Origin of the sequence: Halobacillus litoralis (genome assembly GCF_009856355.1) — a bacterium.
GTDB lineage: Bacteria > Bacillota > Bacilli > Bacillales > Halobacillaceae > Halobacillus > Halobacillus litoralis_B.
In genome coordinates this window covers 177,689-189,488 of sequence record NZ_WMEW01000007.1, presented here as the reverse complement: position 1 = coordinate 189,488, position 11,800 = coordinate 177,689, and the positions used below count along the sequence as shown (strand labels likewise).

Genomic DNA, 11,800 nt, shown 5'->3' with positions numbered 1-11,800 from the left:
AAGGGATCCGCTCGCTTCCCGCGCTCGACTTGCATGTATTAGGCACGCCGCCAGCGTTCGTCCTGAGCCAGGATCAAACTCTCCATAAAAGTAGTTTGACTTGCTCATCTGCACACCGAATGTGCTTGTTTCAAATTTCTCCATTTAAGAAGAAATATTTTGACGTACTGGTTGGTTCGTTCAGTTTTCAAAGATCAAAACTGCCTTGATGCGACAGTAATCAAATTCTAGCATAACTACTCTTATTTCGTCAACAGCGTTTACTAGATTTTGTTGATTTTGTTTTTTTAATGATGCTTTCTCTGAAGCAACGTTTACTATCTTACATGTCATACACCATTCCGTCAATAGTTTTACAGCTTTTTTATGAAATATTTACTTGCCGCCCATTCAGCCTGCTTTCTCTGTAAAGAAAGGAAACCAACTGGATCATTAAAAAATGAGCCCCTTCTATAATGGAAGAGGCTCATTCCGGCTGCATGTAATAGACAGCGTTTCTTTTTTTCTTTCTAATCATACGCGCGGCCATTCTGGCGGCCCGCTTATTATCAGAAATCACCAATATATCCTTCGTACAGTCAAACCGTTCTTTCAACGCCCGGGGCAGATAATTCAACGGAATATTCTCTGCACCCGGATAAGGAGAGCGGTGGGCAATGATATAGTCCCTGATATCGATTACGCACACATCCTCTCCTGAAGCCGACTGGGTGAAGTAAGGCTTCGGTGAAGACTTACGTGCATAGTAGAAGAGGGTGGTCAGGAATAAAAGAATGGCTGATCCATATACAAATTCCATGTTTTCACAACCTTTTCCGAATTAAAAGACGAGTTCCCCGTTCCATTTCAACATACCGCCTTCCATGTTGGATACGTCGGTGAAGCCTTTTTCTTTCATAAATTCTGATGCGTTCATGCTTCTACGGCCGGAACGGCAGACCATCACGTAGGATTCATCTTTTGGAAGCTGATCCACAGACTGTGGAATGTCGCCCAGTTTAATGTGTCTGGCACCAGGGATCATACCTTCAGCCACTTCTTCATCTTCCCTCACATCTATAATTGTAAATTCTTCGTTTTCTTCCAATTTATTTTCGACTTCCTGTGGTGTTACTTCTTTGATTTGATTCATGATAACCCCTCCAATTGTAGTCATGCATGTTCATTTTAATCCATCATATTTCAAAGTCAAGACTTCTGTTCAAGACGCCATTTCCTCTATAAATAAAGAGTGCCACTGGCATTTTACCCAGCGGCACTCCTCCTGAAACGATCAGTTAGCTACAATATTCACAAGTTTCCCTGGTACTGCTATAACCTTACGAACCGTTTTTCCTTCCAGCCACTCCTGGACATCTCCATTTTCCAGCGCTTGTTTTTCAAGCTCCTCTTTGGATGCCTCAGCCGGAACCATCATTTTCGCTCTTACTTTACCCATAACCTGTACGACAATCTCCACTTCATCTTCGACGAGTTTGGATTCATCAAAAGAAGGCCACGGCTGATACGTGATGGTTTCCTCATGGCCCAGCTTCTCCCATAATTCTTCAGCAATGTGCGGGGCAACCGGGGAAAGCAGCTGGACAAAGCCTTCGGCATAGGCTTTAGGAATCGTATCTGCTTTATAGGCTTCATTAATGAAGACCATCATCTGAGAGATTCCTGTATTGAAACGCAGTTCCTCGAAGTTTTCCGTGACTTTCTTAACCGTCTCATGATAGACCTTTTCCATAGGATGACCGGATTGTTCTGGTTGAATGGAGCTTGAGAGCTCACCGTCCGGCATGAAGAGCCTCCATACACGATCAAGGAAACGACGGGCACCGTCCAGGCCGTTCGTCGACCATGCAATGGAAGCTTCCAACGGTCCCATGAACATTTCATAAAGGCGCAGAGTATCTGCTCCGTGTGAATGAACGATATCATCAGGATTCACAACGTTCCCTTTGGATTTACTCATCTTCTCATTATTCTCCCCGAGGATCATCCCCTGGTTGAACAGCTTTTGGAACGGTTCTTTTGTTGGAACGACACCTGCATCGTATAGAACCTTGTGCCAGAAGCGGGCATAAAGAAGGTGAAGGACAGCATGTTCAGCACCACCAATATACACATCCACAGGAAGCCATTTCTTCAGGGCTTCATAGTCTGCAAAGGTTTCGGAATTGGATGGATCAATATAACGAAGGTAATACCAGCAGCTTCCTGCCCATTGTGGCATGGTATTCGTTTCCCTGCGTCCCTTCATTCCTGTTTCAGGGTCCACAACATTTACCCACTCATCAATATTAGCCAATGGAGATTCTCCAGTACCAGATGGCTTGATCTCCGTTGTTTTAGGCAGTTCAATAGGAAGATCTGCTTCTTTGACCGGAGTGATCGATCCATTTTCCCAGTGAATGACAGGGATTGGCTCGCCCCAGTAACGCTGACGGCTGAACAACCAGTCCCGCAGACGGTATGTCGTCTGTTTCCGGCCCCGGCCATTATTTTCAAGCCATTCAATGGCTTTTAGAATCGCTTCGTCTTTTTGAAGGCCGTTCAGGAAGTCGGAATTGATGTGCGGTCCGTCCTCTGTATAGGCCGCTTCTTCTACATTCCCACCTTCGACTACAGGGATGATGGGCAGATCGAAAGCCTGAGCAAATTCGTAATCCCGCTCATCATGAGCAGGGACCGCCATAATCGCTCCGCTTCCATAACTCATAAGTACATAGTCAGCCACCCATACCGGAAGTTTTTCTCCGTTGATTGGATTGACTGCATAGGCTCCGGTAAATACCCCGGTTTTGTCCTTCGCCAGGTCTGTACGCTCAAGGTCGCTCTTATGTTTCGCTTTTTCAATATAAGCGGAAACCTCTTCTTTCTGTTCTTCTGTTACGATTTCATCGACTAATGGGTGCTCTGGTGCAAGGACTGCATAGGTGGCTCCGAATAAAGTATCCGGACGTGTTGTAAATACGTCAAAGGTATGGTCTGTCCCATCCAGTTCAAAAGTAACTTCGGCTCCTTCAGATTTCCCGATCCAGTTACGCTGCATATCTTTAATGCTTTCGGGCCAGTCCAGTTCCTCGAGGTCATCCAGCAGGCGGTCAGCATAAGCCGTGATTTTCAGCATCCACTGTTTCATCGGACGACGCTCAACAGGATGCCCTCCGCGCTCACTCTTTCCGTCAATGACTTCTTCATTGGCCAGCACCGTACCAAGAGCAGGGCACCAGTTCACCGCCACTTCATCAATATAGGCGAGCCCTTTCTCATAAAGCTTGAGGAAGATCCACTGCGTCCAATTATAATAATCCGGATCGGTCGTATTGACTTCACGGTCCCAGTCATAGGAAAAACCAAGTTCCTGGATTTGACGGCGGAAGTTATTAATATTCTGCTTTGTAAATTCTTCCGGGTCATTCCCTGTATCCAAGGCATACTGTTCCGCCGGAAGACCAAAGGCATCCCAGCCGATCGGATGCAGAACTTCATAACCCTGCATCCGTTTCATACGGGAAAGGATGTCTGTTGCTGTGTAACCTTCCGGGTGTCCGACGTGCAGACCTGCACCGGACGGATATGGGAACATATCCAATGCGTAAAATTTCTGTTTGTCTGAATAACTGTCTGTTTTGAACGTTTTTTCGTTCAACCAGTAATTCTGCCATTTTTTCTCTATCGTTTTATGATCAAAAGCCACTTCATTTCCTCCTTCATCTCTCTGAAAAAATATAAAAAAGCCCCTCATCCCTAATGGGACGAGAGGCTTGATTCCCGCGGTACCACCCAAATTAACACATCTCATGTGTTCAACTCGACATCTGTAACGGCGATGAAACCGGCAGAAACTACTTTACGTTCACTTCTGCGACATCCAAGGCGAGTTCAGGGCGGTCAAGGACAGCTTTCACCAGCCGCTGTCTCTCTGGTACTTAACCCGGACCTTACTACTCCTTTTCAACGTCATCATATATATCCGTATCTTAATGAAAGGATAAGCCTTTGTCAAGCGCTCCTCGGTATACCTTCTCTATTCATGCTACAATAGGATGGAAACTATTGTTTGGAGGCTCATCATGATTTTAAATAAAATACTCGACCAGGCCCACGCCCTTATGAAGAAGGCTGTTCATGAAGGCAGTGCTGTCATCGATGGAACGTGCGGCAACGGTCATGACACCCTATTCCTATCCAACCTTGTCGGAGATGACGGGCACGTTTATGCCTTTGATATCCAGGAACAGGCCGTTGAAAATACAAAGGCACGTTTAAAAGAGCACCACAGACTTGAACGGACCACGGTCATCCATGACTCCCATACCCATATTGAAGAGCACCTGCAGGAAGATCATAAGGGCATGATCCAGGCGGCTATCTATAACTTAGGATATCTGCCCGGCAGTGATAAACGTGTCATCACAAAACCCGATGACACCATTACATCCATCCAAACCGTGCTTAAGTCGCTGAAAAAGGGCGGACTCGTCGTCCTCGTCGTCTATCATGGCCATCCGGGAGGGAAAGAGGAAAAAGACGCCGTGCTCGATTATGTCTCCTCTCTGGATCATAGAGACTACGAAGTGCTCAACTACAGTTTTATCAACAAGGACCGGACCCCGCCGTTTATTATCGCCATTGAGAAAAACGTATAAAACAAGCCTGGCAGTTTTAACCTCTGCCAGGCTTTAATTTATGATACATTTTCGTATTAAAATAGAAGAACGCGGTTTTACGCCCGCTGATTTTCAGCATATCCTTCACAAAACTCCTGGCGTTCGATAACCTTCCGACTTTCCGGTCGGCCAGATACATACCGACAAGCCCTTTATGAATCATCTGATGAAACGCACGATCCGGAAGTTTCCGCACCTCTTCATCCGTTTTTCGAACGAAGTATTCAAACCTCCCTTTCATCTGCTCCTGATGATCATAATACGAACAGAAATTAAGGTCGCCTTCCCGTTCGTCTTCTTCCTGATCAATATAATAGTCGAGCAGAATGTGAAGGCCCTGCATAAACGGAAAGTAACTTTCCTCGACCATCCCGGCAAGCTCCTCGTCCATTTTGTTTCCGAGCGCATAGGAAACAAGGCAGAAGATGCCGAGAGTGGAACCGGTGCAGGCGGAAAATTCATACCACTTCAATTCGGGCCAGTCGGTCTGATGATGTTCAAACCACTGCTGAAGCCTTGGAATCCTTTCCTCTTCAATGACGTGCTTATGCACCTGCAGGTCACAATACAACCGGCCGAGACGAAGGGCTCTATTATGTACAAACCTATACCCCTCCGCCTGGCTCAGTACCTCCTGGCAGGTTTTCACAAGATCATGCAGGTACCCTCCATCATCCTTCTCATTCCTGTAATGATAATAATCCCGGCACGGATTGCCGGGGGTTAACGCATCCGCCATCGACGTGTGCAGCATCTCAAAATCATTGGGATCCATGGAAGTGCTCCGGTCACACAAGTTATCCAGATAGTCGCTGATAGTCTGGTAAGCTACAATAAAACGGACCGCCGGACCAGGGTTGTCACCGGCCAGTACGGAATAAATGGACCCGCCTTCACAATGGAAGGTCTTCTCCTGGATACTGGCTAGTGCCTGTGTTCTTAATTCCTCGTCAGGGATTCGGGCAGCGGCATCTTTCCAATAAGCTAATTCTTTATGTACACGTGGAAACACATTCCGATACACTTCATAAAGCAGATGGACAGCATTGCTTGGAACGGACTCCTTCAAGGGTGGACACTCCTAACGTTCATGTAATATGTTGATTCAGAAAAGACCGGGTATATTGGTAGACCTGGTCATTTTCAGGTTCATTGAAAATCTCATGATAAAGCCCCGGCCAGAGTTTATAACTTTTTTCACTTGTATCAACAAGGTTGAACCATTCCTTCGTGCGTCCCGGCTCTACCAACAGGTCTTCCGCTGCCTGCATAACTAAGAGAGGGACATCCGGAAAACGACCGGCCTGCTCAAACGCCCGGTTTCCCGCCTTTTGAAACTCACGATACCACCGGACAGAAACTTTATCAATGACAAGGGGATCCTGACGGAATTCTTCGACCTTTATTAGATTTCTAGTTACATTTTCGGGGTTTTGTCCTGCTTTCATACGCAGGGAAGGTGCAAAAACATTCAATAGATAAGACAAAGCCTCCAACGGACGCGCAGCTTTATTCCGGATGCTTACCGCAGGAGAGGATAACACAACGCCGGCAAGCTCCGGCTGTTTCTCCTCCATAAAACGGATCGCGGCCAGTCCTCCCATGCTGTGACCAAGGAGAAAAACCGCTTTTTCCGGATCCGCCTGCTCGTACCAGCTTTGAATGGTTTCAACATAATCACCAAAAGAACGGATATGACCTTTCTTCCCATCAGACAGCCCCTGGCCCGGGAGGTCACCATAGATTACTGAGAAACCGTCCCGCCGGAAACGTTCGACGAGTTCCTTATATCTTCCCATATGCTCAAATGCCCCGTGGACGAGAATGATCGTCGCCCGGTCACGGGCTGATTCCAGTTTTTCCACAGCCGCTCCCTCTTTTCATTTGATATACTGATGTTACTCATATTATAAGGGGGCTTCGTATGATTTGCGAATATAAAGGAAAACAACCTCACATCCATCCGACCGCTTTTACAGCAGAAGATGCCGTAATCACCGGTGATGTTGTCATAGACGAGAACGCCAGCATCTGGTTTAAGACAGTCATCCGCGGTGATGTTTCACCCGTACATATCGGTAAAAACACGAACGTCCAGGATCTGAGCATGCTGCATCAAAGTCCTGGTCAGCCGCTCATCCTGGAGGATGGCGTTACAGTCGGCCACCAGGTCACCCTCCATTCCGCACACATTAAACAAGGCGCCTTGATCGGCATGGGATCGATGATTCTTGATGGCGCTGTCATCGGAGAACGCGCCTTCATTGGAGCCGGAAGTCTCGTTCCACCCGGCAAGGAAATCCCACCGGATACTCTCGCCTTCGGCCGGCCGGCCAAGGTCGTGCGTTCCCTTACAGAAGATGACTACAAGGAGATGGACCGGATCAGAACATCTTATGTAGAAAAAGGACACTATTATAAAAGCCTGCGGGGCTGATAAACAAAAAAGCTGTTTCCCTCAAAAAAAGGGAAACAGCTTTTTATTATTGAAAACGACGGCTGAGCTCTTCAGCTTTATCTGTACGTTCCCAAGGAAACTCGATATCTGTACGGCCGAAATGACCATACGCAGACGTATCCCGATATATCGGCTTACGAAGATCCAGCATTTTAATGATTCCTGCCGGGCGGAGATCAAACAGGTCACGGACAGCGTCCACCAGCTTCTCCTCTGATACTTTACCGGATCCACTCGTATTGATGGAAATGGAAACAGGCTGAGCTACACCGATAGCATAGGCGAGCTGTACTTCCACCGTATCCGCCAAGCCTGCGGCTACGATATTTTTCGCTACATAACGGGCTGCGTACGCAGCGGAACGGTCCACTTTGGTCGCGTCCTTTCCACTGAAGGCACCACCGCCATGACGTGCATAACCACCGTACGTATCGACGATGATTTTACGACCTGTTAAGCCGGCATCCCCTTGAGGACCTCCGATCACAAAACGTCCGGTCGGATTAATGAAATATTTTGTCTCGTCATCAATATAGCCTTCCGGTACAACCGGTGCAATGACCTGCTCCTTCAAATCTTTCTGGATTTGTTCAAGAGTCACTTCCTCGGCGTGCTGTGTGGAAATAACAATCGTATCCACACGGACCGGTTTGTCATTTTCGTCATATTCGATCGTTACCTGTGTCTTCCCATCAGGACGGAGGTAATCGAGCGTCCCGTCTTTCCTTACATCAGATAGACGCTTGGAGAGTTTATGGGCAAGAGAAATAGGCAGAGGCATCAGTTCAGGCGTTTCATTGTTGGCAAACCCGAACATCAATCCCTGGTCACCAGCACCAATAGCTTCTATTTCATCATCGCTCATTTTTCCTTCGCGGGATTCAAGCGCAACATCCACCCCGCCCGCAATATCGGGAGACTGCTCGTCAATAGCCGTTAAAACGGCGCATGTATCAGCATCAAAGCCGTATTTTGCGCGTGTATATCCAATATCTTTAATCGTCTGGCGCACGATCGATGGAATATCAACATAGGTATTCGTACTAATTTCACCGGAAACCAGTACAAGTCCCGTAGTTACTGTTGTCTCACATGCCACCCTTGCATTCGGGTCGTTTTTTAAAATTTCATCTAAAATAGCATCAGAAATAGCGTCACAGATTTTGTCCGGATGACCTTCTGTCACGGATTCTGATGTGAATAACCGGCGGTTCGCTGGCATTCTAAAAACTCCTCCTTCTGTAAGTACAAAGTATTAGACGGAACTCTTTACCAGTATGTGTAGAAAAACATAAATTCGTTTCATGAGTGTCATCCTGGAGCCAAAAACGTTTTCAATCGCGTTTTCAGTCAGAAGTCGTGACAGGCTTCAAGGCCTGGTCATGGACATTTCCTTCCTATAAAAAGAAAAAAACCCTTCCTATACCGAGGAAAGGGGCTGCTTCCTTTCGCTCTTATCGTCCAAGGAGCTGACTCCTTGCTTCAGGTTAGCACCATGTCCCTGCGGACGGTTGCTGGGTTTCAAAGGGCCTGTCCCTCCACCAACTCTGGATAAGAGAGTTTCCGTTCTCAGCTATCGTATCGAAAACGGTGTATCCTGTCAATTGGATTCATCGGGTTTCCGGGCTCTGTTTCCATCCAAATTCATCCTCGATAAACGTTCTGTTCAAATCATCATAAGATAATAACAGCCATGAAATATGACGGAATTGAAAACTTTCCCACAATCCTACGAATAGTATGGACGATTGAAATAAATGTGTTATACTAATCTCACATTATTAAAATGCAAAGGCGGGACGATGCATATGAGTACCATTAACCAGCTGTCAGAACTTAATCTTCTACTCTCTCAGGACCATGTCCACCACCAATTATCTGTTCCACACTTAGTGGAGAAGATTTTATACCGCAATGAAGGTACATTAACAGAAAAAGGGGCGGTGCAGGCCACAACCGGCACTTACACGGGCCGTTCCCCCAAAGACAAATTTATTGTCCGTGATGACGTGACTGAAGATAAAGTCGAATGGGGGACCGTAAACCAGCCCATTGATGATGATACGTTTGTTAAATTATACCATAAAGTGCTCGGTTATTTGAAAGACGGCCGTGAGTTATTCGCGTTTAAAGGATTTGCCGGAGCGGATGAGCGCTACCGCCTTCCTATGCAGGTCCTTACAGAATTCGCCTGGCACAATTTATTTGCCCGCCAGATGTTCATCCGGCCGGAGGCATCCGAATTGGAAGAGCATGACACAGAATTCACCGTTATATCGGCTCCAACATTTAAAGCGGACCCTGACGTGGACGGCACGAATTCCGAAGCGTTCATCATGGTTTCCTTCAAGCACCGTATTGTCCTCATCGGAGGAACGGAATATGCGGGAGAAATTAAGAAGTCCATCTTCTCCGTCATGAATTATCTGCTTCCGGAAAGAAACGTACTGCCTATGCACTGCTCCGCCAACATCGGGAAAGAAGGCGACGTGGCTCTGTTCTTCGGCCTTTCCGGCACTGGAAAAACGACATTGTCCGCTGATCCTCAACGGCGGTTGATCGGAGACGATGAACATGCCTGGTCCCCTTACGGCGTCTTTAACATTGAAGGGGGATGCTATGCGAAATGCATCAACCTGTCGAAGGAAAAAGAACCGCAGATTTACGACGCCATCCATTTTGGTTCCGTCTTGGAAAACGTCGTTCTGCATCCGGATTCCCACGCCCCGGATTATGACGACACCAGCCTGACGGAAAACACCCGGGCGGCGTATCCGCTTGATCATATTGATAATACAGTCCAGCCGAGCATTGCCGGTCATCCGAATGCCATCATTTTCTTAACGGCCGATGCCACAGGGGTGCTCCCGCCGATCAGCCGTTTAACAAAGGAACAGGCGATGTACCATTTCCTCAGCGGCTACACGAGTAAGCTGGCCGGGACGGAAAGAGGCATCACGAAACCGGAAGCCACCTTCTCGGCCTGCTTCGGTTCCCCTTTCCTGCCACTCGCTCCATCTGCTTATGCAGAGATGCTTGGAGAGAAAATTGACCAGTTCAACACTGATGTGTTTCTTGTGAATACAGGCTGGTCCGGAGGAGCGTACGGAGAAGGAGAACGCATCAAACTGAGTTACACCCGCTCTATGATCCACGCAGCCCTGGAAGGCGAGCTGAGTTCAGCTGAAACGTACAAGGATCCAGTGTTCGGTCTTCATATCCCGACGCACTGCCCGGGAGTACCGGACGAAGTCTTATTCCCGAGAAAGACGTGGAAAAACCCCGCTGCCTATGATGAGAGTGCAAAGGAACTGGCCGATAAGTTCCATGCAAACTTCAAAAAATTCACGTACGCCAGTGAAAAAATCAAGCAGGCCGGTCCGACCCACCATACAAACTGAAGACGTAAAAACCCGACGTAACCTAACGAGACCATTGAAAAACCCCTTCCTATCAAGGGAAGTGACTGGAGATGGTTATTGATTCACACGAATCGCTTTTCGCTGGATGGCTGCCGCGGCCACGGTCTCGCCATCGAACGCTCATCGTGGAATCAACGGTGTCCCATTTAAACAAGAGTGATTTTCTTTGATTGATAAAAGAAAATCACTCTTGTTTTGTATAATGAAAAGAATACATAAAAGTGAGGGATTCCACCTTAGACCCTCAACTGTCCCCTTCAGGAAGGATGTTATTAATCTGAGCCAAAACGAAGAGTTACTCCGTCAGTCTAAAATCAGAAACACATAAAGATCAACCCGCCTTTCAAAACAGTGATCATTTCAACCAAATGGCTGAAGAACAGTATAAAATTGAAGCGAAGAATAGTGAATGAGAGCTCAAAGAAGAATATGAAGCTGCCTCAGGTCTCGAAGGCATGCGCCTTCAAGGCGCCAATACGATTTTTACAGCGAATGGGATACGAATGAAGGAATAGAAAGGGGAAGCATCATGAAAACAGAAAAAAAGCGGAGGGCATGGATAAAATATTCCATGCCCTCCGCTTTTTTGAACCTTACACTTCACAAATCCTCCGTTTTTCAGTGGCCTCGTAATGCAGCGGCGTTTGTTCTGTTCACCGGTGTTCCAGACGCTTTAAACATTCTGGAAGAACCTCATCCTTCATCATGAAGCTGAACCGGTCGTTGTTTTTCAGGTTGCCAGGCAGGTGCCGGAAAAGAACAGGGCCATGCGTTTCAAAATAATGATCCTGATCAGCAAGCTCAGATATTGAAGCAAAATAGACGTTTTTGATCACAGTTCCGCCTTTTCCATCAACATGATACTGACCGAGATAAGTCAGAGCATCAATATCCGCTCCTGTTTCTTCCTTCACTTCTCTTACTGCAGCCTGTTCCGCCGTCTCTCCTTCTTCCACTTTTCCTCCTGGAAATTCAAGCCCTCTGTCTTTGTGACGGGTTAACAACCACTGGTCGCGAAAGCGGCAGATGACCCATACATGTTTAGGCTCTTCAGAAAAAGGGTGATCCTCAAAGGATAACCGGACAGGATTGTGATAAAAATCATAAAAAGTTTTCATGTCTATTCAACTGCCTTTAATCCTTGTTATACGTTCGCTTTCCTTTTTAAATCGTACCATAAGCAGCCGTAAATACAAACCAGTCCCTCTCCACTTGAGCAATTTTCCGATCCGTTCCGACGACAAAGTTTCCGTATTATG

The 11,800-nt window shown here is 46.9% G+C and carries 10 protein-coding genes, 1 rRNA gene, 1 riboswitch and 1 other annotated feature; of the genes, 3 read left to right on the top strand and 8 right to left on the bottom strand.

Translation table 11 applies throughout. The annotated features are described in order from the left end of the window. From GLV97_RS12070 to leuS, 4 genes are all read right to left on the bottom strand, one after another. Positions 1-89, bottom strand: a 16S ribosomal RNA gene (locus GLV97_RS12070); the annotation flags it as partial. Positions 90-466: 377 nt separating this feature from the next. After that, positions 467-799: a rhodanese-like domain-containing protein gene (locus GLV97_RS12065; RefSeq protein WP_160838612.1), complete on the bottom strand. Its 333-nt coding sequence runs from the start codon at positions 797-799 to the stop codon at positions 467-469. A 21-nt stretch (positions 800-820) separates the two neighbouring features. Beyond that, a complete protein-coding gene (locus GLV97_RS12060) occupies positions 821-1,132 on the bottom strand; it encodes a rhodanese-like domain-containing protein (protein WP_160838610.1) in 312 nt (103 codons plus the stop codon). A 141-nt stretch (positions 1,133-1,273) separates the two neighbouring features. Continuing rightward, positions 1,274-3,736, bottom strand: coding sequence for a leucine--tRNA ligase (gene leuS / locus GLV97_RS12055; RefSeq protein WP_202410634.1), 2,463 nt, complete (start codon positions 3,734-3,736; stop codon positions 1,274-1,276). 3 nt (positions 3,737-3,739) lie between these two features. Beyond that, positions 3,740-3,958: a binding site (T-box leader), on the bottom strand. Between the two features lie 106 nt (positions 3,959-4,064). On the opposite strand from leuS, the gene GLV97_RS12050 reads away from it, so the two are divergent. After that, on the top strand, positions 4,065-4,640 hold the full coding sequence (locus GLV97_RS12050; RefSeq protein WP_160838606.1) for a class I SAM-dependent methyltransferase: 576 nt from the start codon (positions 4,065-4,067) through the stop codon (positions 4,638-4,640). 16 nt (positions 4,641-4,656) lie between these two features. Here the strand turns inward: GLV97_RS12050 and GLV97_RS12045 are convergent, their stop codons facing one another. Further along, a complete protein-coding gene (locus GLV97_RS12045) occupies positions 4,657-5,730 on the bottom strand; it encodes a tetraprenyl-beta-curcumene synthase family protein (RefSeq protein ID WP_160838604.1) in 1,074 nt (357 codons plus the stop codon). A 19-nt stretch (positions 5,731-5,749) separates the two neighbouring features. Continuing rightward, positions 5,750-6,526 (bottom strand): alpha/beta fold hydrolase, encoded by a 777-nt coding sequence (locus GLV97_RS12040; protein WP_160838602.1) that lies wholly within the window; start codon positions 6,524-6,526, stop codon positions 5,750-5,752. Between the two features lie 59 nt (positions 6,527-6,585). On the opposite strand from GLV97_RS12040, the gene GLV97_RS12035 reads away from it, so the two are divergent. Continuing rightward, complete coding sequence (locus GLV97_RS12035; RefSeq protein ID WP_160838600.1) at positions 6,586-7,098, top strand: gamma carbonic anhydrase family protein; 513 nt, start codon at positions 6,586-6,588, stop codon at positions 7,096-7,098. Between the two features lie 46 nt (positions 7,099-7,144). Here GLV97_RS12035 and metK read toward each other — a convergent pair whose 3' ends face one another. Continuing rightward, a complete protein-coding gene (gene metK, locus GLV97_RS12030) occupies positions 7,145-8,341 on the bottom strand; it encodes a methionine adenosyltransferase (RefSeq protein WP_160838598.1) in 1,197 nt (398 codons plus the stop codon). A 229-nt stretch (positions 8,342-8,570) separates the two neighbouring features. Then, positions 8,571-8,677, bottom strand: a riboswitch (SAM riboswitch). Between the two features lie 250 nt (positions 8,678-8,927). On the opposite strand from metK, the gene pckA reads away from it, so the two are divergent. Continuing rightward, positions 8,928-10,520: a phosphoenolpyruvate carboxykinase (ATP) gene (pckA, locus tag GLV97_RS12025; RefSeq protein ID WP_160838596.1), complete on the top strand. Its 1,593-nt coding sequence runs from the start codon at positions 8,928-8,930 to the stop codon at positions 10,518-10,520. 674 nt (positions 10,521-11,194) lie between these two features. Here pckA and ytkD read toward each other — a convergent pair. After that, positions 11,195-11,659, bottom strand: coding sequence for an RNA deprotection pyrophosphohydrolase (gene ytkD / locus GLV97_RS12020; RefSeq protein ID WP_160838594.1), 465 nt, complete (start codon positions 11,657-11,659; stop codon positions 11,195-11,197). Positions 11,660-11,800: the final 141 nt, after the last annotated feature.

What these genes read in the sequence shown, in the direction of transcription:
- GLV97_RS12050 (WP_160838606.1), top strand. Translation starts at nt 4,065, where the DNA reads ATGATTTTAAATAAAATACTCGACCAGGCCCACGCCCTTATGAAGAAG.
- leuS (WP_202410634.1), bottom strand. Translation starts at nt 3,736, where the DNA reads ATGAGGGGCTTTTTTATATTTTTTCAGAGAGATGAAGGAGGAAATGAA.
- ytkD (WP_160838594.1), bottom strand. Translation starts at nt 11,659, where the DNA reads ATGAAAACTTTTTATGATTTTTATCACAATCCTGTCCGGTTATCCTTT.
- GLV97_RS12035 (WP_160838600.1), top strand. Translation starts at nt 6,586, where the DNA reads ATGATTTGCGAATATAAAGGAAAACAACCTCACATCCATCCGACCGCT.
- GLV97_RS12060 (WP_160838610.1), bottom strand. Translation starts at nt 1,132, where the DNA reads ATGAATCAAATCAAAGAAGTAACACCACAGGAAGTCGAAAATAAATTG.
- GLV97_RS12065 (WP_160838612.1), bottom strand. Translation starts at nt 799, where the DNA reads ATGGAATTTGTATATGGATCAGCCATTCTTTTATTCCTGACCACCCTC.
- pckA (WP_160838596.1), top strand. Translation starts at nt 8,928, where the DNA reads ATGAGTACCATTAACCAGCTGTCAGAACTTAATCTTCTACTCTCTCAG.
- metK (WP_160838598.1), bottom strand. Translation starts at nt 8,341, where the DNA reads ATGCCAGCGAACCGCCGGTTATTCACATCAGAATCCGTGACAGAAGGT.